This is a genomic window from Verrucomicrobiota bacterium, from assembly GCA_027622555.1.
In the GTDB taxonomy this organism is placed as follows: domain Bacteria; phylum Verrucomicrobiota; class Verrucomicrobiia; order Opitutales; family UBA2995; genus UBA2995.
Genome location: JAQBYJ010000084.1, coordinates 1 through 24,812 on the forward strand (window position 1 = coordinate 1; position 24,812 = coordinate 24,812).

Here is a 24,812-nt window from a genome sequence, read left to right on the forward strand (position 1 = left end):
AGTATGTTGCGGCACACTTTCAAGCCTTAATACTGGTTTTCCAAAACTTTATCATGCGCATTTTACGGACAACCAGCGGCTTTTCGAACAGGGTCTAGATAGGTATCACCAAAAATAAGGTGCGAATGGCCCAGCCAAAGATAACTTGTTTCTTGTAGCCAAATCGCGGCAGAGTCGCCGTTGCTATCACTTGAACCGGTAGTAACAGGAATACGAATGAATAGAGGAGCCCAACCTGGAAAGTATTGGCACCGAGCGATTCTGCTAAAAGTACCGCAGGCGTTCCCAGCACAACCATCCAGCTGGTAGAATTAAAAAAGCTGAAAAGGAAGCCAGAGCGATACGGTTTTAGTGAATCCAGATTAGATGCTGCAGGTGGCATTTAAGGGTCGGAACTATGTGGGTGGTCGGTGGGATTACCATCCAAGAATGCATTGACCGTAAAATTTCCATGCGTTTTGGGGTGATCGCTTGACACCAGATGGTGGCGACGAAGAAATATCCCGATGTCTAATCAGTTATCAAAACTCACCCTCGGATGTTGGGCTTTAGTCGGTGGTCAGGAATGGGGGGACCAGGAGGAGGCCCTTTCTATCAAAACGATCCACGCGGCCTTGGATCACGGTATACAGTCGTTTGATACCGCACCGATGTATGGGAAGGGAGTATCCGAGCGAATATTGGGAAAGGCGCTGATCGGGCGAAGAGATCAGGTATTTATTGCTGATAAAATTTCTCCAGGTATTTCCACCAAGGCGGCCATTGCGGAAGCGTGCGAAGTGAGTCTTGGACTGCTTCAAACCGATGTAATTGATCTCATGCAAATTCATTGGCCGGATCATGAGGTTCCTTTTGAAGAAACGATTGCGGGCATTCTGGCATTGCAGGAGGCGGGGAAGATCAAACACATAGGTGTGTGTAATTTCAGCGCAAAAGATATGGTTCGTTGGAAAACGCTAGGCGGGCCATTGTTTTCAAATCAACTCCCGTATTCATTGCTATCCCGTTCTATCGAATTCGAGATCATTCCTCAATGCCTGGAAGATCAGGTGGGCGTTCTTGCCTATAGTCCCATCATGCAAGGGCTGTTAACCGGTAAGTTCAAAACGGCGGATGAAGTGCCAGATGGACGTGCCCGCTCCCGCCACTTCAATACCGATCGAGCCTTGGCCCGCCATGGAGGTCCTGGTTGCGAAGAAGACACGTTTGCGGCTATCGATGAAGTTCGTAAAATTGCAGAACAACTCGGTGTATCGATGACTGAAGTCGCATTGGCATGGGTCAACCAACAACCTGCAGTAAAATCTACCATTGTTGGGGCCAGGACTCCGCAGCAAATAATCGCAAATATCCAGTCGATGGAATTACAATTAACGGACGAAATTTTAGCTTCGCTCGATCGTGCAACCGATGCCGTTAAATCTTTCCTCGGACCGAACCCTGATTTGTGGGCTCCTGAAACCCGATACTCATTATGAAAACAGTCATACTCAATAAACCAGGCGAATTTGTTTTCGATGAAACACCAGAACCGGATGCTCCCGGACCCGGAGAAGTTTTGGTTCGCGTTAAACACGTTGGTCTTTGCGGCACCGATATCCATGCCTACCATGGCCGCCAGCCGTTTTTTGATTATCCGCGAATAACGGGCCATGAGCTCGGCGTGATCATTGAAGCATTGGGCGAAGGAGTCGAAGGTTTGGAAATCGGACAACATTGTTCTGTTGAAGCCTACCTTGCTCAGCCGGGGGACCTCGCGTTTTCACGAGGCAAAACGAATTGCACCTCCACCACTCAATGTCTTGGTGTTCACGTAGATGGTGGCATGCGCGAGCGTTTCATTCTGCCTGCCAATAAAATGCATTCATCCACTTTAAGTACGGAGCATCTGGCTTTGGTTGAGATGCTCTGTATTGGTAATCATGCCGTTGAACGTGCAGCGCTGGTCGGCGACGAAACTATTGCGGTGATTGGTGCAGGGCCCATTGGCTTGGGAGTCATTCAATTTGCCCGTCAGGAAGGCACCAAGGTAATTGCGGTTGATATTTCAAAAGAGCGCCTGGAAAAGTGCCAACGCGCATTTCCAGACGTGGAGATACTCCAGATTGTACCGGGCGGCGATGCCTTGGTCGACGCATTCTTCGCAAAGTTTAATTTTCGGCCGGAAGTGGTCATAGAATGTACCGGAAGTAAAGCGTCTATGGAAGCGTCGTTCGCTTTGCCCGATTTTAGCGGACGTATAGTCCTGGTAGGCTTTCAACCTAACGATTTGATTTTACCCAACCCGGACTTCCATAAAAGGGAATTGACTCTTTTGGCTTCCAGAAATGCTACCGCTCACAATTTTAAGGACGTTATTCGTCAACTCGAAGAAGGGAAGGTAAACCCCGATACCTGGATAACCCACCATTGTACTGCCGAAGAGTTTCCTGGATTGATTGAAGAATGGCTAAAGCCTGAATCAGGCCTGATTAAGGGGATTGTTTCCTTCTGATCCGCTTCGAACAACCTTGTTTCTACAATCCGAATACGCGATCCATTTGTCTTGAGATAACTTCAAGAGCTGCCTGGTCGCCACCTTTAACTTCGGCTGCTACCCATCCGTAGTAATTGATTTCGTGAAGAGCTTTGCGCACATCTTCAAAATCAAGGTCACCTTCGCCTATGGCTGTAAATTTTCCTTCTGCCCGTGAGAAACCTTTTACGTCGAGTTTGATGACACGTTTACCCAAGGTGCGAATCCAATCAGCCATCGAACCGTATTTCCAATGGTTTCCTATATCAAACTGCATCCCTACCCAGGGTGAGTTAAATTCATCGATATAACGGGCGAGTTCGTCGGCTGTCTGATTTGAGTCGCCGTCGTGATTGTAGTGCATCTGATTCCAGACGTTTTCCACAACGATGGATACTCCCAATTCAGCGGCGAGTGGAATTGCGTGGCTGATGTTCTCGATTGAGCGGTCCCAAATAACATCAGCGGGTCCGTCTTCTCCTTTGCCAACAACAAGTAAACAAGTATGGCCTCCAACTGCATGCGTATCACGCAAAGCCTGTTTTAGATGCATCAGAGCTTCGGCACGGGTTTCTTTGTCGGGACTGGTATGCCTTATCTTCCAATGTGTACTTCCGACTGTTCCATCTACGGGTAACCCGGATTCTATAATGGCTCTACGAGTTTCTTCAATATCCATGCCAGGTGAATTCATTTCAACTCCCCTGAATCCTGCAGCTTTGGCAGCTTTAAATTTATCCGTGAGCGACCCTTCGATGTTAATCATATTGACCTTGAGAGTCTTGAATAGACGACCCGCAAGCGGGAAACTTACTTTACTGGCGTGATGGGCTGCTCTTGATTGGAAAGGAAGAAGGGCACCGGCGCTTAATACACAGGCGGATTTTAAAAAACTTCGACGGCTGGGGTGGAGTATATTCATAATTTTTAGAGCTTAAAAGCTTATCCTCGTTTTGAAACGGATTGGGTTAGAACTATTAATCTTGGTGTAAGCCCCATTCTTTTAGAAGCCAAATTTCTTCGAACAGAATAGTAATTGATCTTATTTTTTTGATTTCTCAACTATTTCAAAAAACCGCTGAAGGGCAGAACTGGCAGCTGCATCGATCCAGGACCTGTCGTTGGTAAGAGCGGCAGCACTCATGGCTCCTTGTAAGGAACAATAAATCCATTGAGCGGCTTCCTTTGATCTTGGCATGGTTTCACCCTTTTCATCCAAGCCAAGCGCCTGTTGAAGCCAATTTACATTGGCATCAACGAAGTCTATCACCGCTGCTCTCACTTTTTCTGGAAGTAATTGGACTTCGGTAGACAACATACCACATAAGCAAACCTTTCCCGAAGTATCGAAGGCAATTTGAAAGAGGTTGGAGTAGCGTTTTATTATTTCTGCGGGCGTGCTTCCTTTTGGTTTGGGATCACCAAGTGCTGCGATGAAATTTTCTTTGTAACGTATGGCCACTTCAAGCGCCAGGTCCTCCTTCGTCGGAAAATAGTAATGAACTGAGGAACTCTTAACTCCAATTTCAGCTGCAATTTTACCGAAGCTAAATCCATTGTAGCCTCCTGCCCGAATCATGTTTTCAGCAGCATCTATTATCTTGGTTTTGTTATCGGGCATATTTCCTATGTAAAGATAGGTAGTTAATTGGCAAGTGCATTCTACGGAATGAAATATAGGGTGATGAAAAAATCTTCTGAACTTGAACCTCTCGTATGAACCGTCAATGAGCGTTCTTAACCTGTTTTTTTTCTTTCCGCGCAAGTTAGAGAAACTGCTTGGGTGTAAGAATAAATGTACACTTCGCCGATGCATTTAGCAGGTCCCTCCATGCTGCTTGCGGAAATACTAATTGGACGTACCCACAGGTAGGAATGTTATCAAAGTATCGATCGCTCATTCGATTTGTGAACTCTGTTATTGCGGGATTGTGTCCCACCACAACCAACTCATTGAGCGTATCTGGCAAGTTCATGCACCACTCTAAAAGATCGTAGTGGTCGAAAGTATAGAGTGCTTCTTCGGATGTCCATTCGATCTCATGATTGTTTAAAGCATTTTTTAGAGCTTGGATTGTCATTTGCGCTCGGGTGGCCGTGCTGCAAAATACCCGGTCGAATTTGCAACCCGCTTCGACAATGCGCTCGGCCATAAGTTTACAACTCTGGTCACCCTTTGCGCTAATAGTTCGTTCCTTGTCCGAGAGGTTTGCATTGTCCCAGCCCGATTTGGCATGACGTATAAGGTGGATAATTTTCATTAAACTATGTTCTTTCGTTTTCTGTACTGATCACGGTGAAGTTCAAAATAAATCTAATTTTTTGTCTGGTATCTGTCGCCTGGTGAGTACAGATCAGGCCAGTTGTAGGCTAGTTTTATCTGGAGGCAGATTGAAGAAAAAAGAAGGTAAGATCTTTTTTTTAAAATTAATGGTTGGCAAATTCAAATTGGTTAACCATCGTAATAATTAATTCTCAGTTCATTGTAATGAGTGCTTCCCCCAGAATCATGAAATTGCCTCAGCAACTGTTAAAACAATTTAGGGGTATCTAGTATCACGTGATACTTAGATTCAAGTGCCGGTTAGTTAGGGGACTAACCGGCATTCTTTTTGTACGGATTTAAATTGGAGGATATTGGGATGGAGTTTTTTTGAACCAGTTGTGGTTCAGGTCAGAGTGGATTTTCAAAAAATGATTACCATCCTGACGGCAGTAAGAATACAGGTTATCGTGTTTGCTTATGACGAATTGCTTGAGTCGTTACAGCCTCGATCTTAAATATTGAGGAGCATTCAGGGTGTTCTGATACTTTAACTATTGTTTGCTGGAGCGACCTTTTAACCGGTTAAGGTCTGTGGAAAGTGCATTGACGACGTCTTTGAACTTGGGGTTTGCAACTATGTTAAAGTTTTCCTCTGGGTCGTTCTTATGATCATAAAGCATCCGTGCAGTGGTTTGGCCGTTGTGGTTGGTTTCGGCAGAGGTATATTCGGTATAGCGCCATTGATCCGTACGGATGGTGTCACCATTACGAAAACGACCGATGGCAAACCCCTTTCCTTTATTGTTAGGTTGATTGAGAATAGGTAGCAAACTTTCTCCCTCAAGGTGAGTGGGTTTTTCCAGGCCAGATAAATCGCACAGGGTAGGGTAGATATCTATGAATTCGGCCAAAGCCTTGGTTTGGTTTCCCTTATTATTGGCTACCTGTTTTGGTGTTCTGATGATGAGTGGAGCATGCATCGCATTTTCGAAGGTGCAGTGTTTACACCAGAGCGTGTGCTCGCCCAGGTTCCAACCATGGTCGCCCCATAAAACTACAATTGTATTGTTCCTCAGCCCCAAGCGGTCCAGCTCGTTGAGGACCCTTCCTATTTGGGCATCGGTAAAAGATACACAAGCATAGTAGCCACGGATCATGGTTTTCGCCATCTCGTCGCTAACGGGTCCGGTTTCAGGAATGCCGGTATAAGATCTTAATTCGCCAAAATTGTGGATGGCTTCTTCAGGTGCATTCTCAGGTGGGTAATAGTTTTCCGGGAGATCAACTGGAGTATTTTTGTAGAAATCCCAGTATTTTTTCGGAGCATTGAAAGGCAGGTGTGGTTTAAAAAATCCTACGGCAAGAAAGAACGGCTTATCTTGAGTTGCGAACTCGTTAAGATGTTTAATCGCCTCGGCAGCAATTAACCCATCCGCTAGCGAGTCGTCGTCGGTGTCATACGATGCGAAGGGTAAGCGGTGGTTTCTTGACCGGGCTTGTAATTCCTCCAGATTCTCAGGTTCTTGCCAGCCAATTATAGGTTCAGAATCGGCCGTAAAACTTCGATCCGGCCTCCATGCGGGTTCGGACCATCCTTCCGGAGTGTCGGTCGGAAAGTGTAAGATTTTACCTAAGCTGATTGTGCGATAACCATTGTTTTTAAAGTGGGTGTGCAACGGTATTATGTTATTCGCTTCCTCATCGATGCGGGCGGTGAAACTGACAAACCGGTCAGGGGTTGGGCGCAGTCCACTCATCAGACTTGCCCGTGAGGCACCGCAGGTGGGAACCATGCAATAGGCTCTTTCGAATTGCGTTCCCGATTCGGATAAACGGTCTATATTAGGTGAAATAATGTGGTCCGATCCGTAGCAGCGTAATTCAGTCCGAAGATCGTCGACCGCAATAAATAATACATTGGGTTGATCTGATTGAGCCAGAAGAACTGTCTTGCACAGAAACAGAAATATAAAAATTCGAATGATACACATTCATAAATCTTGGTACTTTCCGTGCTCCTAGTAAACGCGTAACTTTCAAGCCAAGCAAATTAGACTCACCTTACTGGATTGCCCATATTGAGACGATGCCAGCTATGAGGCTTACTTGTTTATATACCAGGCTACGTTGTTCGTGTTTCGCCCTGCCAGTAACAAATCCAAACGTCCATCTTTGTTTAGATCGACAGCCTTCAAATCGTAGGCTTCCTGTCCACTGCCAACATCAATGTCATGCGCGGTGAACTGTCCTTTTCCGCTATTCTCATACCAACGAACCAGTTTTTCACTGAAGGAAGCCGTAGCTACATCAATGTCGCCATCGTTGTCAAAATCACCGCATGCAAGAGAGTGGCAATCTTTGAGCGTCTCGTCGATTGGCATTTGTTTCCAATTGGTTCCGCGATACCAATAAACTCCGGTTCCGTGGCCGTTGCTTGCTATGACATCGATTCTTTTATCCCCATCGATATCCGCAACAAGAGCATTGGTAACTCCCTCAACTTCCGCAATGGTTTGAAGTTTCCATCGACCGTGTAATATAGGTGGATTTTGATACCACGACAACGCATTTCCTCCCGAATGCCCAACGACTACGTCTAGTTTCCCGTCATTGTTGAAATCCCCTGTATCCATATAATGAGGGCGAACTGGCGCATTATTTTGCGTGATCATATGTCGCAAGAACTTGCCTTGAAAATTATCGAACCAGGCAACGGAATCTTTGTTGATGCCTTTGATACTATTTCCGATCACGTCGATATTACCATCGGCATTTAGATCAGCCAGGGCCAGCCCATGGGAACCGTGTAGATCTTTGTCTATCACATGCAGCCTGGTTTTCTTCTCAATACGGCCCGTGTTTTCTATCCAGGCTATTGAAAAATCTGGCACCCGTTTGGGTTTCTTAGCTTTTTCCCCAGCAGCCCTCTTTTCGCGGTATTCAATCCAAGGGGAGGTTTCTCGTGCGATTACGAAGTCAAGATCTCCATCAGAATCAATATCGCCAGAGGCTCCGTAGAGCAGCTTACCATCAACTGAGTCATATATGGCTAGGACATGGGCATCCTTTAGGGGGCTCAAAACTGCAAAGACTTGAGTAGTTCCAGTAGCGACAATATCAAGATTTCCGTCTCCATCCAGGTCGGCCACGTCGATTCCTCGAGTTTGCTCGCCTAGATCAGCGGATGATTTTTGCCAGTTAACGGCGGCAGTGAGATGAGTTGCGGATATCAGAGCAAAGAATAGCGGTAGCGGAAACTTCATATATGATCGAAAGGTATAGGTTTTTGGGGTGGAGCCTAGGAATGTATTCCGGAAGGGCTAGTACAAATTGCCAGAATCTCGATTTAGGACTACTCGAAGCTTGCAGGGGTTCCATTGCGCTCAACATATTCGGGATCTATGATATCGGCTCACGATGCTCTCCAAAGACTGAAAGACGGTAATAAACGTTTTATATCGAACGTTCAAATCCATGAAGGAACTTCATTTGAAAAACGGCGCAATGAATTAGTGGATGGCCAGGCCCCTTTTGCAGTTATTCTGGGGTGTTCGGACGCTCGGGTACCGGCGGAACTGGTTTTCGACCAGGGACTGGGTGATCTCTTTGTTGTGCGGGTGGCAGGCAATGTGGCTGCTCCTTCCCAGATTGGCAGTGTGGAATTCGCAGTTGAGGTACTGGGTTCACGGCTGGTTGTGGTAATGGGGCACTCTAATTGCGGCGCGGTGGCAGCAACTATTCAGAAATTCGAGAATGCTTCAGTTGAATTGACTCCCAGCCTTATGAATCTGGTTGAACGCATACAGCCTTCTGTCGAAGCGGTCCTGGCCAGAAATGCCGCCTATGATTCAGATGCACTTATCGCCGAAGTGGTGAAAGCCAATATAGCGGCGACCGTAGCCACCTTGCTCGGTGAATCTACTGTTCTGAATCGGTTTACGCAGGAGGAGGGATTAATGATTTTGGGTGCGGAGTACTCCCTTGAGACTGGCGTTGTCGCATTTTTTCAATGAAGTGCCTTAGTCTTTGAATTATGAAAAAGATACTCTCCCAGTGGTTTCTAATCCTAAGCCTGTTGTCCACTTTGGGGTTAGCGCAGGGAAACGATTTTTCCTGGCGCACTGAGGATTCAATCGAAGCTCTGCATTTTGAAACCGCTTGGATGAGCGGAATGCTTGTGGCTAATGATGGGCGTGATCTCGCGAAAGGATTCGGTAAACATGGTATTCGTGGATTAACGTTTAAGGGCCACGACTTAAGTGCGCCAGAACCTCCGGTAGGTGGCAGGCGTCGTCATCAGGGCATCCTGAATTTGTACCGTGTTTATTCATCAACCGAGTCGTTCGGTTCGCTACGTGATGAACAGGCGCAAGTGGAAAGACTGGATGACGGGGCGCGTTTGACCTGGCCAGCGTCGGATGAGCGTCCTGTCACCATTTCAGGATCCTGGCGAATAACAGGCATAGCTCAGTTCGACCTACTTGTTGAAGCCACGCCGACAAGGAAGATCAGTAACTTCGAAATTCTTCCCGCTGTTTACCTGGCTGTTCTCATGGATAAATCCGTTTACCTCGAAGGAAACGACGGCCCCTTTATTTCTCATGTCCGGCCCAACGAAGATTTTGGTGATCCATTAAACTACGCTTTTTATCCCCTGGGCGAAAAGGCGAGGGCGGCTCAGGAAAATTCCGGACGCATTCATTCCGATTGGAAATGGAAATCCGTCGTTCCAAAGGAACTCGCTGCATTGCCCATACTTTTTGCCGAAGATGATACGGTTCAGGTCGTCCTTATGGCTGATCCCGAATCCACCAGCGCCGTGTGTGCGACGCCATTGCCGATGTCTGGTTCACCCGAGAATTGGAATTCTGTGGAACAACACAGCGCCCTTTATTTCAGCACCTTTGGTCACGACGTCGAGCCCGGTAAAACCTATACTTCTAGAATTCGACTCGTGCTCCTAGATAAACCTTCCAAATCATCGGTCACTCATCTCGAACTTTATAAGAAGTTTCTTGCGGAATAAGGTCGCCTGTTTTTGAAGCCGTTCTACGCAGCTCGTTTCCTTAGCTTACTGGTTTTTCTCCCGCTTGCCAATTGCCGACAGGGGTTTGCTAAAGTCCGTCCACTCAGGATGGTCATGCGCCGCGATTTCTGTTGCTACGGGTTCGCGGGATTTTGCCGGTGCTTTCAAAACGTTTTCCGCCATCTCGTGCCAGAGGGCTGACATGCGGTTGACCCGCTCTGGATACTTGGTTGCCAGGTTGTTGAGTTCCGTCCGGTCGGTCGCAAGGTTGTAAAGTTCCCAGGGACCGCTTCGAAAGCTCACCAGCTTCCAATCGCCGTCACGTAGCCCGCGATCGGCGCCAAACAGCAGGTGAATGGGTGGACGCTTGTTGATCGTTTTCCCGGCGAGAATAGAGAGTAACGAAATGCCGGATACTGGCTCCAGTTCGCGGCCGGGCCATTGCTTTGGAAGTTCCGTTTCGCCGAGTTCTACCAGGGTAGGTAAGACGTCGATGAGATGGGCTGGTTGATGGGTTATCGATCCCGCCTTAACTTTGAGTCCCTTCGGCCAGTGAACGATAGCCGGTGATGAGATTCCGCCTTCGAACTGATTTTGCTTGTAGTAGCGAAAGGGCGAATTGCGGGCCCAGGCCCAACCAGTGCTATCGCCCCAGGTTGTATACGGGTCATAAGGCTCACGGTCCATGTGGACAGAGCGTCGATCATACGGGCAGGCTCCGTTATCGGAGACAAAGAGGATCAGGGTGCTGTCAAGTTCGCCTGTTTGTTCAAGGTCGACTAATAAACGTCCGAGTTCTTGATCGACCCGGTCAATCATGCCGGCCAACGCGGTCATACGACGGCTCTCCCAAACTTGGCGTTCTTTTGGTAATGAACTCCACGCCGGGATATTATCGGGGCGGGGAGACGGAGTCAGTTTCTTCCCAAACAGACCCAGCACTCTTTGTTTTTCAAGACGGGCTTCGCGAATGACATCCCAGCCAGCATCATATCGGCCCAGGTATTTTTTGTAATCCACCTCCAACGGTTGTAGTGGAGCATGGGGAGCATTGAAGGCGATGTAGAGATACCAGGGTTTTTTGGTCCGACGGGCTTCATCCTGAAATTTCAGGGCATAGTCCACATTCGCTACGGTTGTGTAGAATCCAGTTTCAGGAACCTGCCAGGATTCACCGTTCAAACGAAACGTTTTGTCTCCCTTATAATAATTACAGGCGCCGCTGAGGTGTCCGAAGTAACGTTGGAATCCGAAGTCGGTTGGCTGCTCCTTTAAATGCCACTTGCCGGTCATCGCAGTGAAGTAACCGGCTGCTCCCAAAACTTCGGCTGATGTCACCCCATTGCTGAGATTAGTGTTCCCAGCCTGGAAAGCATATTGACCAGTTAGCAGGCTTATACGCGATGAGTGGCACTTCGCGGTGTTGTAGAATTGGGAGAAGCGCAAACCCTTGCTGGCCAATCGATCCAGATTGGGCGTTTCGATTTCTCCCCCATAACAACCGATATCTGAAAAGCCAAGATCGTCGACCATGACGACCAGGACATTCGGTTTCTCTGCGAGAGCACTACTGTTGGAAAAAGCGAAGAGTAGTAAGAGTGCTTTTAGCAATAAGTGATTCTTCATTTAAAGATTCTGAGTTCAGACTATCGGAAGATCGAGTGAATTCTTTTTGGGAATTGATTGAAGGCGTTCGAAATGTTTGGGTAAAGAAACTTGATTGCTATCATTTTGTAACTCAACAGAAGTTTAACTATGAAAACTCGCATTACCCCGATTCTTTGCTGTCTGTTCCTAGTCCTGATTCTCAATCAATCCTGCAAAAAAACTGCTTCATCCGTCGGCAATTGGTATCGAGGTAATACCCATACGCATTCGCTTTGGAGTGATGGGAATGATTTCCCGGAGGTGATCACCGAATGGTATTTAGAAAAGGGCTATGATTTTATGGCTCTAAGTGATCACAATATTCTGGCGGAGGGAGATAAATGGATGGCAGTTGAGAAGATCATTGAAAGACAGCGAGTGGCGGGGCCGTCTGCGATGGAAAAATACCGGGCCCGCTATCCTGGTACTGACTGGATCGAAACACGCGATAATAACGGAGTGGAGGAAGTTCGTATTAAGCCATTGGCCGAGTATCGGTCTCGTTTTGAAAAGCCAGGCGAGTTTCTAATCATCCAGGCTGAAGAAGTCTCCGCGAAATTTGAAGAGAAACCCATTCACATCAACGCGATCAACCTGAAGGAAGTGATTGCTCCTGTGAAAGGAACTTCTGTTCGGGATGTGCTAAGTCGCAATCTGCAGGCTATTGCAGCTCAGGAGGCAACTGCGAACCAACCCATCCTGGCACACCTGAACCATCCCAATTTTCAGTGGGGGCTCACCGCTGAAGATTTGGCCTATGTCATCGAAGAAGAGTTTTTTGAAGTCTACAACGGACATCCTGGTATCAATCATCTTGGTGATGAAACGCGTCCTGGAGATGAAAAAATCTGGGATATTGCAAACACCATTCGCTTGGCGGAATTGAAGGGTCCACCGCTTTTTGGTGTAGCTACCGACGACTCTCATACCTATCACGGTGGCGACATTTCTCCTGGTCGCGGTTGGATCATGGTCAGGGCAAAACAGCTCGAAGCGACTTCTCTGATCGAAGCCATGAGAGCCGGGGATTTTTATTCCAGCACTGGAGTCTATTTGGAGGAACTAAGCTGGGATAAGCGCAGCCGAACAATAAGCGCGGAAATTCGTCCGGATGGAAACAGCACTTTCAAATCAGAACTCATAGGGACTCGTCGCGATTACGACCCTGCCAATAAAAAGGCTGTCGGCGAAGTACTGGCCACCCAGAAAGGCACCTCCATAACATTCAACGTTCCCAAGGATGTATTGTATGCACGAGTCACTATTACTTCCAATCGGGAGGCCACCAATCCTTCTATCGAAGGACAAAAAATGCAGGCTTGGACTCAACCCGTTGGTTGGAGGTAGAATGGGTCTGGTTATGAAAACTCGGTGCGCAGTGTTTTCGCGGCAGCTACTTCGTTGCAGAGTTTTTTATAAGCTTCATCAATTCCAACCACCGCGCCAGAGCCTGGTGCAAAGCCACAATCGGGATTGAGGGTTATGCGTTCGGGTGCGATGTGCCGAACAGCGAGGCGGACCCGTTCTGCAATGATTTCGGGTGAATCAATCTTGCCTGGAGTTACATCCACACAGCCCAACCCGATTTCCAGATCTTCACGTAGTTGACCGAGTACTTCAAAATCACCGGCTCCAGGAGTGGTAAACTCCATGGTCAGGTGGTGGACTTTCAATCGGTTGAGCTGGTCGATGATGGCGTCGAATCCTCCAGCGTGTCCGGATTCACCGCGCGCCCGGGCACCGGCTCGTCGGCAAAGGTGCTCCGCAAAAACAACATCGTCGATTCCTTCTATCACGCCGTTAACAACATCTGTGGCGAAGTCTGAGGCATGACATGGGTTTTCGTACTGGCAGCGTACGTCAGGATCGACAAATAGACAGAGGTGAGGGTCGTCAATTTGCACGATGTCAGCACCAGCTTCTTTAAGTAACTCGACTTCTCTTCTCAAGATAGGAACACAGTCGGAAACAAATGCCTCGCGAGTGGGATAAGCCCCGGAAGATTTTTCGCGGTCCCACATGCGTTCGCCGAGAAGGGCGGGGGATGGCAGGGTCGCTTTGACCTTTCGTGAAGTGATGCTTTTAACAAAGGTGATTTCGCGGGCGATGAAACCGGGTTCTTTTGGCGACAGTTTGTCTACTACAATTGTCCAGGGACGACCGTCGGCTGGATTGGTACTCAGTTCGAAACCATGAGCCAGTTCCGCGATAACTCCGATGTATGATTTGCGGCGCCATTCGCCGTCAGTCACTACGTCAAGGCCAGCCTGTTCCTGGACGGCAACAATATAGCGCACCGCTGCATCCATGCGCGATTCATAGTCTTCTTTGGAAATTTCATCGGCTGGAGTGGCGATGAGGTCTTTCACGAAATCTGAGCGCGGCATTGAGCCGACAACGGAAGTGGGAAAGAGAAGAGTTTTCATGTTTGGCTGTTGTTCCATTGAGTTTGTGCAAGTTCAAAGTCTTCTTGAGTATCGATTTCCATGTATTCTCCGGGTGTATCCACATGATGGATAGCGACACCTTTCTCGATCATGTCCTGGAGTAGATGAATAAGATAAGCCTTCTCGAATACGGGGGCTTCGCGATAGGGTCTCCCGGATAGCGATTTTAGGCATCGAGCGTAATGACCTTTGAGCGTGTCTGCACCTTCTTTTGAAAATTTGGCGACGCCGGTATATTCGCCATGCGCGTCGTTTGGATCAATACTGCGATGCACCTTCGTGACGCGACCATTCAGGACGATTAACTTTTCTGCATCGTCAGGGGGATGCTGTGTTCGGTGTTTGTAGCGTTCGGCCCAGCCGGTGTCGGCGGAAAGTGTGATGTCGTTTTTGCTCTCTAGAAGTCCAGCGATGACATTTTTAGAGAAGAGAGTATCCGAATAAGAACAAATGAAGGGTTCGTCCATAAGATCTTCCGCATACATGAGGGATGCGAGAATGTTATTGTTTTCCCAATTGTCATTGTGGCGAAACGTGAAGTGGGGGTAGTTCTCGCGAATGACGTCGATCCGGTAACCACCAATGAAACAAATATCCTCAATTCCGTTTTCAGCGAATGCCTGTAGGCTCCAGTCGAGAATCCGGCGACCTTGAACCTGGGCGAAACATTTCGGTTGATTGGCGGTTGTGGGCATCAATCGCTGACCTCTTCCTGCTCCTATGATAATTGCTCTCATGTTAGTTGAATCTCATTTGTTTTGCTTTGTCCTGTTTGCTTCCAGAGAAGAGCGCTGATCGCTGCCGCGCCAAATGCACAGGAAGCCCAAAAATACAATCCCGCCTGCCATCCTTGTTTGTCAACCAGAGTTCCGGTAACCACGTCTCCGGAAAATGCACCCATGTAGCCCATGAAATTGACAAACCCGACCGCCGCAGCAGCGGTGCCTTTACGCGCGAGGTCAACGGGAGCCGTGCCGACCAGAAGCACCTGAGGACCATAGACAGTAAAGCCAACGAAGGCGAGGATGACGACTGAGAAGCCGAGACCCTTTTCAACAGCGTAACTATAAATGAGGGTAAGAGTTCCCAACATCACTAGAAGAATCGATATGACTGGTGCTCGGCGACCTGCGAAAAATCGATCCGTGGCCCATCCGGATAAATAGGCTCCTGCAATCCCCCCTATCGGCAGGACAGCATATTTGAGCGCCGATTTGGCAACGCTGCCTCCCTGCGATTCAATTAAGTGTGTGACACCCCAATCGAGAAACCCATAGCGGCAGGCATTTAACAGCCCGAGGGATACGGCAAGGAACCACAGAGCCGGATTTGAAAGCGTGATTATGATGTTTTCCATGATAGTTCGCTTGTCCGGGGATCTATCGAAGTTTCCCTCTGTTTCCGGGCTGTTTATATTTGCATTGGCCGATTTTGGAGGCGATTCCTTCAAAAAAAACAGCATGTGTATGCAACTGGCGGCGAATAAAACTGCCGGCACATACAACGCCCCTCGCCAGCCGAAGAGATGTACAGAAAATCCGGCGACAACGAAAGTCAGAGCCGCGGTAACTTGGTAACCGGTGCCGATAATTCCAATGGCTCTTCCTCGTTTTTCACGGGGAAACCAGTTGGCTGCCACCCGCATGGTCGGAGTCCAACCAAGTGCTTGAAAGTAACCGTTGGCCGCCCAGACGAACACGAGGAAGTATAGAGCCGTTCCAAAACCGAAAATGACGTTGAGGAGCGCCGAGGTCAGCATTCCGATGGTTAGTAGTTTCCTTGCAGAGAACTTCTCGGCGAGTTGACCATTGACGAACTGACCGATCCCATAAGCAATTTTCAGCGAACCTAGAATAAGCCCGATCTGGGTCTTTGTGAGGTCGAGTTCATCTTGGATACCAGGAATGGCAGCCGAGATGTTTGTACGGCAGAAATAGAAGGAACCATAGGTCAACCAAAGTACCCAGAGCACTCCTGCCTCTGAGCGAAGAAAATTTCCAGGTGTATGTTTTTGCTGTGTTCCCATGGTGTGACAATTCGAACAGTGCAGGCATCATGGGCGGTAGTCAGAAGGATGGTCAAGATCCCTGAGCGGTGGCAGCATAGTTGGTACGAATTACAGATAACCAACCCTCAAAGGTCAAATAACGGTTTAGCCAGGATTGTTTGTGGTGCTTTTTCTTGATCTACTCAGCTGGAAAATTTCCGTCGAGTAGCACCTTGAGGGATTTTTGTATTTCAGTCAGGTCCGGCTTGTCGGCCAGATTGTGGTATTCTTTGGGATCTTGTGGGTGCGCGTAGAGCTCGACACCTTCGCGACCGAAGTCCCATTCGGTGTAGCGCCATTGATCGGCGCGAACGCTTCGTCCCATTTCTTGGCCTCGGGAAACCTGGGTAAAGGCGGCGGTTTTTCCTGAGTGGTTTGGGTCTTTTAGAATCGGAGCAAAACTCTTGCCGTCCATTTCGTGTGGAAGCTTCAGGTCACACAAGTCAGCTAGAGTGGGGTAAAGATCGACGAATTCAATCAAAGAGGAGGTTCGCGTACCTGGATCAGTGATGCCAGGAACCCAGGCGACGAACGGCGAGCGTGCTCCTTGCTCAAAGACGGTTACCTTATTCCACCAGGCGTGTTCGCCCAAGTGATATCCATGGTCGGATGCGAATATCACGATCGTATTATCCCATAGCTTCAGCTCGGTGAGCTTGTCCAGAATCTTACCGACTTGCGCATCCATAAATGCGGTACATGCGAGATAAGACCGTTTGAATTCCATACGCTCCTGGTCGGTGAACTTGGCAAAAATGGTTTTGTCTCCGGGAATTGCGAGCGGAAGATCTTCCGTTCGGTTTTCTGGCTGGCGATGGAGTTGAATGCTGTCGGGCGGAAATAAGTCGAAGTACTTTTTGGGTGCGTGGAATGGGTCGTGCGGTTTATGAAACCCCACACCAAGGAAGAAAGGTTTGTCTTTTACTTCATCCAGGATCCGAACCGCGTCGGCGGCGTTCATTCCATCGGGTTGATCTTCATCGTCTCCTTCAGCTGCCAACCACCTGGCCCAACCGAGAGCGCCGTTGGTTACATTTCGACCTTCTCCCTGGTTTCCCAGTTCCGTGGTAGATCGATGGTAGCTGGCAAAATAATCGAAGGACTTGGCGTCTTCAAAAAAAGTGCGTGAACCGTCCGCCTTGGTGCCTGAATGAAAAAGCTTCCCGATTCCGGCTGAGTAATAACCGTTTTCCCGAAACATTTGGGGAAGAGTAACGATGTCGGGATGCTCCTTGCGGAATTGAGTCTGGTTATTGATTACTCCGGTCCGGTCGGGACGCCAACCTGTCAGGAAAGAGGTGCGGCTGGCATTGCACACGGGATATTGCACATAGGCCCTTTCAAAAACCATACCCCGTTGAGCAAGGCTATCAATATGCGGTGTCTTCACCTCCGTATCACCATAGCAACCCAATCCAGGACGTAGGTCATCGGCCAGAATCAGAACCACGTTGAGCGGTTTGTTTTCTTTTGCGCCAAAGCAGCCGACGTAGATGAGACAGGAAAGAAAAAAAATAAAGTCTGTCGAAATATAGATCTCATTATTTTAGGTTTCTCAAGATGGACAGGTAATTCGTTGAACAATATTTGTCGCAGTGCTCGGCGCTGCGGGGACGCAGTCGCCCTACCATAAAATACAGGAAAGGTAGGGCCAGAGCATCCCTGCTCTGCCGTTTGTTGTTGGTGACAATGAGGTAGTAGACTTTGAACACTGCATTAGCGCTTCGGTTCCCAATGAAACGTCTCACCCCTAAAGACGACCTTTAGTTTGCTGAAAGGTGTTCCCATTGGTGCGAATGTGTCTGGAGCCTGAGATTTCAGGCGACTCTTAACAGTTGCATAATCGGGCTTGTCGGAGAGGTTGGTCCATTCCTCTGGATCATTGTTTAGATCATAGAGTTCTTCGGAGCCGGACATACTCATTCCGAAGAACGCAAAGAAAAATCCTGTAATAGAAAGGAGGGATGTTTGTCTTTTAGGGAATAGCAACATAGGGCAACACTGAATGTTTAGGAAGCGACTGCTACCTTTCAACAAATACTACGTACATTCCTTCAAAAAGGTAACTATTTAAATGAGTGTTGTCGGTAAGCTGTAGGTTTTTAACTGTTCAGCGTCTTAGATACTGCCTATCCAAATTAATCCAACCACGGGTCCCATACTTTGGGTAGCTCAAAACCCTCAGGCACGCTCGTTTCTCCATTGGATGCATCTCCGTGTGGTTCAACGGACGCCGCCAGGTAGTCCTCTATTATTGCCATCATTTTTTTAACTACCTTAGGATGGAGGTCTTTGAGATCATTGTGCTCAAACGGGTCCGCCTTCACATCAAACAGGTGCACTACATCGGAGGAAACGCCGTCTACCGGTTCTTCCGCACCGATCACCAGTTTCCATTTCCCGTCCAAGAGTGCAGACCTGTCCGGGGCGATGTGCAGTGGAACTTCCGTGCGTGTTTGTTTCGCTCCTTTGAGTATCGGCATGACATCCATGCCATCGATCGCTGGCACAGCTTGGCCAATGATGCCGACCAAAGTCGGTAAGACATCAACTACATGGATCACCTCGGTCACGGTTTTTCCGCCTTCCAATTTCCCCGGCCAATGGATCACCGTTGGTACACGGATTCCGCCTTCAAATAATTCCTTCTTTCCACCGCGCAGCTTCCCGTTGTCCGCGCCGAATCGAATGCGTCCTCCGTTATCGGAAGAGAACATGACCAGTGTGTTGTCGCGCATGCCTTGTAACTCCAGCGCAGCCAACACACGGCCAATCGCGACATCCATACAGTCAACCATCCCGGCAAAGGTTCTGCGGGATGGGTCTTTGATATGAGCATACTTCTTTTCATATGTTTCAGTCACCTGGAGTGGAGTATGGGGCGCATTAAATGGCATGTAGAGAAAGAGGGGTTGATCCGCATTGTGCTGCTTGATCAATCGCACCGCTTCGTTTGCCATTAGATCGGTGGTATAACCTTCTTCCTTGACCAAAGTTCCATTGCGGTGCCAATCGATGCCACCGAGTCGGTCGTGTGTGAAATAGTCGATCATGCCAAGGTAGTGACCGTATTGGTAATCAAACCCGCGGTTCTGAGGTAGGAAGGCCTGTTTGCTCAGCCCCAGGTGCCACTTTCCAACAATGGCTGTCGCATATCCCGCCTGCTTGAAAAACTGCGGCAGGATTTTCTCCTCCAGGTTTAAACCATATACGTCCCAGGGACGAATCACATCCACTTGCAGGCCCAGGTTAAACGGATACTTGCCGCTCATTAACGCCCCGCGGGTGGGGGAGCAGATTGGCTGCACATAAAAGCGATCCAGCTGGATTCCTTCACTTGCCAACTTGTCGATGTGTGGAGTCTCGATCTCGCTTCCATGAAAACCCACGTCCTTCCAGCCCAGATCGTCCGCCAGAAAGATAACGATGTGTGGTGTCTCGGCAGTTAACATTAACCGGGAAAGTAACAGACTGAATAAAAGGATGAGTTGCTTCATAACCATTCAATAGTTCTGGCCATAGCTACTTTTAAAGTCCACCTCGTTTTAAATGGTCCTGTTTGCTGCTTGCCGTTCAATATCCGGCCAGTCTTCCTTTGATGCTTATGGAAGCCTCAGAAAGGAATCAGGAATCCGACTGGAAAGAGTTGTTTGGAGATCGCGGTCTCGATCTTTGGCAGTCGGCCAATCAAGATACTGAATGGGACTGCCGATTGGACAACCAGCGGAAGCGTAGCATTGCATGCCGACGATCCGAAATTACTTCAATATGATGACGGTGAGGCTGGCATCATCGTCAACGGGCCGATTGGTAAAACCGAAAATCTGATAAGTCGCATCGAGTTCGGAGACATTGAGTTACATGTCGAATTTCTCATATCTCAGGAATCAAACTCAGGGATCTACTTTATGGGTCGCTATGAGATTCAAATAAAAGACACCTGGGGAAAGGATGAAATGGGTCCCCATGATTGTGGTGCGATTTATCCTCGTTGGGATACTGAACGCGCGCGAAGGTAACGAAGGCTACGATGGCCATCCTCCAAAAATAAGCGCCTGCCGGAAACCGGGTGAATGGGAAAGCTTCGATGTAATCTTTCGGGTGCCGAGCTTTGACCTCGATGGTAACAAAACTCGAGACGCCGATTTTGTGAAGGTGGTGCAGAACGGAATCGTCATTCACAAGCACGCTACTATTTCCGGGCCGACGCGAGGTGCGCTATTTGAGGACGAAAGCGCAACCGGTCCGCTGTTACTTCAAGGTGACCATGGTCCGGTAGCCTATCGCAATGTAAGGATTCGATCACTCGATTAAAAGGGCTACGCTAGGTTTTGCCTTACATAGCGATACTCAGTTCGCTACTTGAGATGAGCTTTCAGTGCCCGTCCTGTTTTCTAGTTGGAGAAGTTGAGGTCATCGATTTCGATGCCTTTGTCGCACTTTAGAAACATCGCGAGTTCTTGTTTCTCATAACTAAAGCTAAAGCTGGCTCCTACATCTCGGCAACCTTGGTTTCGATTCTGACTACCTGGATTTCAGGAACGCAATCAGGTCGTTTACCTGTTTTTCGCTGTAGTGTTTATAGCTAGGCATTTTCTCAGCTAGGGGGTTGGTTTCTTTGGGAGAGTCCAATAGTTTTCTGAAGTAGACTTCTGTATTCTTTGCAAAGACGGCCAGCATTTGAAGGTTTCTTGTTGAAACTTTTCCGCCCAAGATTCCATTTCCCGTATCGTGACAGCTGGCACAACTGTTTTGGAAAATATCCCTACCTGAATTTATCGATTCTGAATTTTTCGATGCTCCCCAATTTCCGAAGGCCTGCGTCTTTGTTGTAAGGATCATTTCAATTACTCCCCAAGGATTTTTATGAGGAGGGTCCAATAGACCATCGGTGTTTTGAATATTAACTATATGCGGACCCCATTCTTTTGGGTGTCCCTGATCCTTGAGCCATTGAGCTAATGGTTTCTGGTCAATCGTAAGAATAAAAAACGGTTTTGATGATTCGAGTATTTCAGGATAAAAATTCGATTGGTACTTGTCCCCGCAATTCATAATCCAAAAATTGAGCGTTGTATCCTCAATAAACGTATCCAGGAAATCTTTCAAATATACGATGGTCATGTCGTATTCCACTTCCTCGGTTGCGAAGAATTTCATTTTCGCATTCTGGGCAATCTTTGCCATTTCTTCAGCGGCAATGGTCATCTCCTGAGTTCCTGCATTGGATATCAACTTTACGAGTAATCCTTGGGGAGTGGAGTTAATAGATCCAGGGTTCGGTTCACGGATATGCCTTGGAAGCACTTGATCGATTTTAACGTCAGACTCCAGGGCTTCGATTTCATTCAACTGATCTATTTGCTTTTGAATCCGTTCGATTGTCAGGCGACCCATTGCTTCTCCTTTTTCTGGATCTCCTGTAACCAACTGGTTCTCGATCATGGAGTTGACCACGTAATCTATAAAGTCAGGCGTTTGCTTTGGGTTGGATGACGAAATAAGATTATCGGCTTCGCTACGGTCTCCGGTCAGATAGTCATTCCAACCGCGTATCGAGGCTTCGGAAAACGCTTGGACTATTTCTGGGTTCGCGCGGGCGTATCCACTGGATGTGTACCACACGCGGTAGGGGGAAAATCCGGAATCCGACAATAGAAGTGTGCCAACATTCGCTCCTTCACGAGAGACATAATAAGGTTCGTTTGTTATAAAGCATTGTTGGATAAATGCCTTGTCTGCCAGAAAGCGGTTCATGCCAAAATCCGTCGGTATGACGTCGATCTGGATGCCATAGCTGTGTTCGAGCATACCAACAAAAGTGGATCCTGGAATGGCCATGATTGTTTTCCCGTCCAAATCCTTGAAATCTTTAATCCCTGATTCTTTGTGAAACATGATGGCCTGTGGATCCTGCTGCATGATGGCTCCTTGAATCATGAGCGGCACACCGCGTGAAACCGCCACAATAATTTGATCACTTCGGCCCAATGAAAAATCGGCAACTCCCTGGGCCACTTTCTGGACGGTCATGGCGTTGGGTCCGCCCGGAATTATTTCAACATCAAGTCCAGCTTCTTTATAATAACCCTTAACTAATGCCTGATAAAATCCGCCGTGTTCTGGCTGAGCATACCAGTCCGTTTGCAGGGTGACTTTCGTCAGTCCTTGATTTGTCTGATTGTTATTCTCTTGTTTGGAGCAAGCAAAACTAAGCAAAACGAATCCTGTCACCAAGGATCGGAAAATGAATTTCATGAATGCCGTTTTCATTAATCCGTTTTAACCAGAGAGTCGTGCCACTTATGTAAGGCGAACCAGTGAATTAAGTTCACGCCACCAACAAAAACAAAACCGATAAAGCAGGCGATGGTGGCTGTTGCAAACAGGGCAGGAATCTTGGCCGAAGAAATATAAACAAGAGCCATGAATCCTAAGCCCGCCCCACCACTTGAGGAAGTTCCTGCAAAGATATCTCCTGTAATAGCACCGATGGGTGCCAAGGTTCCGGCAATCTTCATGCCGGCAAGAAAGTAAGGCATAGAATACGGTACTCGAAGCATCATAATTTCCTGAGATTTACTGGCATTACAGACCGCAAATAAGCCGAGTAATTTTTTATCCGTTGAAATTAATCCCTGGATGCTGGTGGCGACCACAGGAAAAAATCCTATAAGAAATGTAATTACTGTGGTTGCCATCAAACCGGGGCCCATCCAGATTGAGACAATCGGCGCGAGAATAATGATTGGGGTCATTTGCAGAATAAGAATCCACGGATAAGCGGCCTGTTTCAGTAATTTTGATGAGGCAAAAATCAATGAAACAGAATAACCAATCACGACAGCGCCCATGAACCCCATGAGTGCAGCTGAAAAAGTATTACCCGCTGCTTGAAACAAGTCGTGTCGTTCCTCAACGATTGACATGATTACCTCAGTTGGGACAGGAAGCACCGCTTTTCGCGAGCCAACGGCATCGTTCCTTGAATAGCCACTATCCGAGATTCTGGATTGTTCTATGCAGGAGCCGATTCCAAACCAGATTCCCAAAATAACCAGACTGGATAGAATGGGCATCAGTACGAAATTATATTTCCGGGAAGTCATGCTTGATTTGCCTCTCGAAGGGCGTGGGTCGTTTTTGCAAGCAATTCCAGATACTCCGGTTGTTCACGTAGGGCCGCCTGGCGGGGATAGGAAAAAGGAACTTCAATAATGGTTTCGATACGGCCCGGATTAGAGGAAAGTACCACCACTCTGGTTGAGAGGAAGAGAGCCTCGGCTACAGAATGAGTGACGTAAAAGGCTGTGAATGGATCCTCGTCTCGAATTTTCAACAGGTCTTCGTTTAGGCGGTCCCGGGTCATTTCGTCAAGTGAACCGAAGGGTTCATCCATGAGCAGGATTTTCGGTGACGTGCTCAGAGCTCGTGCAATGGATACTCGCATGGCCATGCCTCCCGAGAGTTGCCATGGGAATTTTTGCATGGCGTCCTCAAGATCAACAAGCTTGATCATTTCGTTCGCTTTTAGTTGTCGCTGCTCCTTGGGTACGCCTTTGATTTTTAGAGGGAGCTCCACATTTGCCTGAACCCTCAACCAGGGAAGAAGCGTTGCATCCTGAAAAACGAAGAATGCGTCCTCTCGTGCCTCTGCCGGACTACGGTTTTTTAGTGAAACAGATCCTGAGTAGTTTGTGATCAAACCCGAAAGAATGCGTAGCAACGTGGACTTCCCGCAACCGCTGGGACCAATGAGGGTGACAAACTCCTGCTCTTCTATCTCGAGATTAATATCTTCCAGCACTGGAGGTCCCTCCTCAAAGCTCATCCCCAGAGACTGGATCTGAACGAACGTGGATTTGTTTGAAACCTCAGATGGCATAAGTGCGACGCAGTAGATTTTGGTAAAGTAGAAAGCGGGAGACTATCACGACCTTGTCAAGTGTTTGGCAAGCTTCTGACGAAATCTGGATCACTATTGCCATTGGAAAAGAATACTATTTTCTCCTGAATTCTCACCTATGCCAATTCGTTACTGCAAAATCGTCCTAGTTTTCGCCTCATTTCTATTTCTTTCTCTGGTGGTCTTTAACAACCTGACTGACTATGGTTCAAACTACGCGTTTGTTGAAGCTGTCCTAAGTATGAACTCAACCTTCGAAGGAAATTCGGGTATGTGGCGAGCCATAGAATCACCGATTATTCATCACCTCTTTTATTGGGTCATTATTTTTTGGGAGCTGGTAGCTATGACCATAATTGGATTCGGAGTCTTGAAATTGTGGAAAAACCGATTTTCTTGTGCTGCTCTGTTCAATCAGTCAAAAGACTTAGCCGCTGTGGGGCTCACGGTAAGCCTGCTTCAATGGTTTGTTGCATTTCTTATTATTGGCGGGGAATGGTTTCTTATGTGGCAGTCCAAGATTTTCAACGGACAAGACGCAGCCATGCGTATGTTTGTGGTGATGGGAATTTGTTTAATTTTTCTCTTGTTGAAAGACGATGAGGTAAACGCCTGATGTATTCTATTCGAGAAATTGAGAACGACCTTGGACTATCTCGATTTCATTCACCCGCGCTTCGAGATGGAGCTTTCAGAGCAAGAGGAAGCCTATGGGTTTCATGCGGGGGAAGTGGAAACCTCCTGGATGCGTTGGATGAAGGCTGGGTGTGCATCTCTGGCAGCCGAATTGAAGAAATTGGCGGAATCCAGGTCTGATCGAGTCTAAATTATCTTGTCTATAATGACAACTTAGTCGGACACTCGGGCTTATGTCCGATGCGTTAAGAGATACTAGTACCCTGTACCATCTATAAATTCGGATAAAGGCGAGTCAGTTTGATTCGGGCTTTTTCGTTGG

The 24,812-nt window shown here is 47.8% G+C and carries 24 protein-coding genes; 8 read left to right on the forward strand and 16 right to left on the reverse strand.

All coding sequences use genetic code 11. The annotated features are described in order from the left end of the window. Positions 1-94: 94 nt before the first annotated feature. On the reverse strand, positions 95-382 hold the full coding sequence (locus O3C43_18345; protein ID MDA1068450.1) for a hypothetical protein: 288 nt from the start codon (positions 380-382) through the stop codon (positions 95-97). A gap of 124 nt (positions 383-506) precedes the next feature. Between O3C43_18345 and O3C43_18350 the strand changes: the two genes are divergently transcribed. After that, positions 507-1,478 carry an aldo/keto reductase gene (locus O3C43_18350; GenBank protein MDA1068451.1) on the forward strand — a complete coding sequence of 324 codons (972 nt, stop codon included), beginning with the start codon at positions 507-509 and terminating at the stop codon, positions 1,476-1,478. After that, positions 1,475-2,494 carry a zinc-binding alcohol dehydrogenase family protein gene (locus O3C43_18355; GenBank protein ID MDA1068452.1) on the forward strand — a complete coding sequence of 340 codons (1,020 nt, stop codon included), beginning with the start codon at positions 1,475-1,477 and terminating at the stop codon, positions 2,492-2,494. Before O3C43_18350 ends, O3C43_18355 begins: the two co-directional genes overlap by 4 nt. Positions 2,495-2,516: 22 nt before the next feature. Here O3C43_18355 and O3C43_18360 read toward each other — a convergent pair whose 3' ends face one another. From O3C43_18360 to O3C43_18380, 5 genes are all read right to left on the reverse strand, one after another. Further along, entirely contained in the window at positions 2,517-3,437 is a 921-nt protein-coding gene (locus O3C43_18360; protein MDA1068453.1) for a TIM barrel protein, read from the reverse strand. Positions 3,438-3,557: 120 nt separating this feature from the next. After that, positions 3,558-4,136, reverse strand: a complete 579-nt coding sequence (locus O3C43_18365; GenBank protein MDA1068454.1) for a TetR/AcrR family transcriptional regulator — start codon at positions 4,134-4,136, stop codon at positions 3,558-3,560. A 145-nt stretch (positions 4,137-4,281) separates the two neighbouring features. Then, positions 4,282-4,776 carry a histidine phosphatase family protein gene (locus O3C43_18370; GenBank protein ID MDA1068455.1) on the reverse strand — a complete coding sequence of 165 codons (495 nt, stop codon included), beginning with the start codon at positions 4,774-4,776 and terminating at the stop codon, positions 4,282-4,284. 556 nt (positions 4,777-5,332) lie between these two features. After that, complete coding sequence (locus O3C43_18375) at positions 5,333-6,772, reverse strand: sulfatase (protein ID MDA1068456.1); 1,440 nt, start codon at positions 6,770-6,772, stop codon at positions 5,333-5,335. A gap of 111 nt (positions 6,773-6,883) precedes the next feature. After that, entirely contained in the window at positions 6,884-8,044 is a 1,161-nt protein-coding gene (locus tag O3C43_18380) for a VCBS repeat-containing protein (GenBank protein ID MDA1068457.1), read from the reverse strand. A 138-nt stretch (positions 8,045-8,182) separates the two neighbouring features. Here O3C43_18380 and O3C43_18385 point away from each other — a divergent pair, with 138 nt between their 5' ends. Together O3C43_18385 and O3C43_18390 are read left to right on the forward strand one after the other, a co-directional pair. Beyond that, a complete protein-coding gene (locus tag O3C43_18385; GenBank protein ID MDA1068458.1) occupies positions 8,183-8,794 on the forward strand; it encodes a carbonic anhydrase in 612 nt (203 codons plus the stop codon). Between the two features lie 20 nt (positions 8,795-8,814). Continuing rightward, positions 8,815-9,807 carry a hypothetical protein gene (locus O3C43_18390; protein ID MDA1068459.1) on the forward strand — a complete coding sequence of 331 codons (993 nt, stop codon included), beginning with the start codon at positions 8,815-8,817 and terminating at the stop codon, positions 9,805-9,807. A 45-nt stretch (positions 9,808-9,852) separates the two neighbouring features. On the opposite strand, the gene O3C43_18395 is transcribed toward O3C43_18390, so the two are convergent. Continuing rightward, entirely contained in the window at positions 9,853-11,433 is a 1,581-nt protein-coding gene (locus tag O3C43_18395) for an arylsulfatase (GenBank protein ID MDA1068460.1), read from the reverse strand. A 129-nt stretch (positions 11,434-11,562) separates the two neighbouring features. Between O3C43_18395 and O3C43_18400 the strand changes: the two genes are divergently transcribed. Then, entirely contained in the window at positions 11,563-12,801 is a 1,239-nt protein-coding gene (locus O3C43_18400) for a hypothetical protein (protein MDA1068461.1), read from the forward strand. A gap of 11 nt (positions 12,802-12,812) precedes the next feature. On the opposite strand, the gene O3C43_18405 is transcribed toward O3C43_18400, so the two are convergent. The 6 genes from O3C43_18405 to O3C43_18430 all read right to left on the reverse strand — a co-directional run bounded on the left by O3C43_18405 (position 12,813) and on the right by O3C43_18430 (position 19,445). After that, complete coding sequence (locus O3C43_18405) at positions 12,813-13,880, reverse strand: cobalamin-independent methionine synthase II family protein (GenBank protein MDA1068462.1); 1,068 nt, start codon at positions 13,878-13,880, stop codon at positions 12,813-12,815. Continuing rightward, positions 13,877-14,638, reverse strand: a complete 762-nt coding sequence (locus O3C43_18410; protein ID MDA1068463.1) for a phosphocholine cytidylyltransferase family protein — start codon at positions 14,636-14,638, stop codon at positions 13,877-13,879. The genes O3C43_18405 and O3C43_18410 overlap by 4 nt, the downstream gene beginning before the upstream one ends. Next, positions 14,635-15,927, reverse strand: coding sequence for an MFS transporter (locus tag O3C43_18415; protein MDA1068464.1), 1,293 nt, complete (start codon positions 15,925-15,927; stop codon positions 14,635-14,637). Before O3C43_18415 ends, O3C43_18410 begins: the two co-directional genes overlap by 4 nt. Before the next feature lie 160 nt (positions 15,928-16,087). Then, the gene (locus O3C43_18420; protein ID MDA1068465.1) at positions 16,088-17,398 is read right to left on the reverse strand and encodes a sulfatase; all 1,311 of its coding nucleotides are present in this window, start codon (positions 17,396-17,398) and stop codon (positions 16,088-16,090) included. Positions 17,399-17,664: 266 nt separating this feature from the next. Continuing rightward, on the reverse strand, positions 17,665-17,865 hold the full coding sequence (locus O3C43_18425; protein MDA1068466.1) for a hypothetical protein: 201 nt from the start codon (positions 17,863-17,865) through the stop codon (positions 17,665-17,667). Positions 17,866-18,086: 221 nt separating this feature from the next. Further along, positions 18,087-19,445, reverse strand: coding sequence for an arylsulfatase (locus tag O3C43_18430; GenBank protein ID MDA1068467.1), 1,359 nt, complete (start codon positions 19,443-19,445; stop codon positions 18,087-18,089). 454 nt (positions 19,446-19,899) lie between these two features. Here O3C43_18430 and O3C43_18435 point away from each other — a divergent pair, with 454 nt between their 5' ends. After that, a complete protein-coding gene (locus O3C43_18435) occupies positions 19,900-20,262 on the forward strand; it encodes a DUF1080 domain-containing protein (protein ID MDA1068468.1) in 363 nt (120 codons plus the stop codon). Positions 20,263-20,472: 210 nt separating this feature from the next. Here the strand turns inward: O3C43_18435 and O3C43_18440 are convergent, their stop codons facing one another. The 3 genes from O3C43_18440 to O3C43_18450 form a co-directional block, all read right to left on the reverse strand. Then, positions 20,473-22,206, reverse strand: coding sequence for an ABC transporter substrate-binding protein (locus tag O3C43_18440; GenBank protein MDA1068469.1), 1,734 nt, complete (start codon positions 22,204-22,206; stop codon positions 20,473-20,475). 14 nt (positions 22,207-22,220) lie between these two features. After that, a complete protein-coding gene (locus tag O3C43_18445) occupies positions 22,221-22,850 on the reverse strand; it encodes an ABC transporter permease subunit (protein ID MDA1068470.1) in 630 nt (209 codons plus the stop codon). 203 nt (positions 22,851-23,053) lie between these two features. Beyond that, positions 23,054-23,833, reverse strand: a complete 780-nt coding sequence (locus O3C43_18450; protein MDA1068471.1) for an ABC transporter ATP-binding protein — start codon at positions 23,831-23,833, stop codon at positions 23,054-23,056. Positions 23,834-23,972: 139 nt separating this feature from the next. On the opposite strand from O3C43_18450, the gene O3C43_18455 reads away from it, so the two are divergent. Together O3C43_18455 and O3C43_18460 are read left to right on the forward strand one after the other, a co-directional pair. Continuing rightward, positions 23,973-24,470 (forward strand): DUF2165 domain-containing protein, encoded by a 498-nt coding sequence (locus tag O3C43_18455; GenBank protein ID MDA1068472.1) that lies wholly within the window; start codon positions 23,973-23,975, stop codon positions 24,468-24,470. 18 nt (positions 24,471-24,488) lie between these two features. After that, entirely contained in the window at positions 24,489-24,680 is a 192-nt protein-coding gene (locus O3C43_18460) for a hypothetical protein (protein MDA1068473.1), read from the forward strand. The last annotated feature ends 132 nt before the right edge of the window (positions 24,681-24,812 follow it).

Coding starts and splice junctions, on each gene's coding strand:
- O3C43_18345 (MDA1068450.1), bottom strand. CDS start 382: ATGCCACCTGCAGCATCTAATCTGGATTCACTAAAACCGTATCGCTCT.
- O3C43_18350 (MDA1068451.1), top strand. CDS start 507: ATGTCTAATCAGTTATCAAAACTCACCCTCGGATGTTGGGCTTTAGTC.
- O3C43_18355 (MDA1068452.1), top strand. CDS start 1,475: ATGAAAACAGTCATACTCAATAAACCAGGCGAATTTGTTTTCGATGAA.
- O3C43_18360 (MDA1068453.1), bottom strand. CDS start 3,437: ATGAATATACTCCACCCCAGCCGTCGAAGTTTTTTAAAATCCGCCTGT.
- O3C43_18365 (MDA1068454.1), bottom strand. CDS start 4,136: ATGCCCGATAACAAAACCAAGATAATAGATGCTGCTGAAAACATGATT.
- O3C43_18370 (MDA1068455.1), bottom strand. CDS start 4,776: ATGAAAATTATCCACCTTATACGTCATGCCAAATCGGGCTGGGACAAT.
- O3C43_18375 (MDA1068456.1), bottom strand. CDS start 6,772: ATGTGTATCATTCGAATTTTTATATTTCTGTTTCTGTGCAAGACAGTT.
- O3C43_18380 (MDA1068457.1), bottom strand. CDS start 8,044: ATGAAGTTTCCGCTACCGCTATTCTTTGCTCTGATATCCGCAACTCAT.
- O3C43_18385 (MDA1068458.1), top strand. CDS start 8,183: ATGATATCGGCTCACGATGCTCTCCAAAGACTGAAAGACGGTAATAAA.
- O3C43_18390 (MDA1068459.1), top strand. CDS start 8,815: ATGAAAAAGATACTCTCCCAGTGGTTTCTAATCCTAAGCCTGTTGTCC.
- O3C43_18395 (MDA1068460.1), bottom strand. CDS start 11,433: ATGAAGAATCACTTATTGCTAAAAGCACTCTTACTACTCTTCGCTTTT.
- O3C43_18400 (MDA1068461.1), top strand. CDS start 11,563: ATGAAAACTCGCATTACCCCGATTCTTTGCTGTCTGTTCCTAGTCCTG.
- O3C43_18405 (MDA1068462.1), bottom strand. CDS start 13,880: ATGAAAACTCTTCTCTTTCCCACTTCCGTTGTCGGCTCAATGCCGCGC.
- O3C43_18410 (MDA1068463.1), bottom strand. CDS start 14,638: ATGAGAGCAATTATCATAGGAGCAGGAAGAGGTCAGCGATTGATGCCC.
- O3C43_18415 (MDA1068464.1), bottom strand. CDS start 15,927: ATGGGAACACAGCAAAAACATACACCTGGAAATTTTCTTCGCTCAGAG.
- O3C43_18425 (MDA1068466.1), bottom strand. CDS start 17,865: ATGTCCGGCTCCGAAGAACTCTATGATCTAAACAATGATCCAGAGGAA.
- O3C43_18430 (MDA1068467.1), bottom strand. CDS start 19,445: ATGAAGCAACTCATCCTTTTATTCAGTCTGTTACTTTCCCGGTTAATG.
- O3C43_18435 (MDA1068468.1), top strand. CDS start 19,900: ATGAAATGGGTCCCCATGATTGTGGTGCGATTTATCCTCGTTGGGATA.
- O3C43_18440 (MDA1068469.1), bottom strand. CDS start 22,206: ATGAAATTCATTTTCCGATCCTTGGTGACAGGATTCGTTTTGCTTAGT.
- O3C43_18450 (MDA1068471.1), bottom strand. CDS start 23,833: ATGCCATCTGAGGTTTCAAACAAATCCACGTTCGTTCAGATCCAGTCT.
- O3C43_18455 (MDA1068472.1), top strand. CDS start 23,973: ATGCCAATTCGTTACTGCAAAATCGTCCTAGTTTTCGCCTCATTTCTA.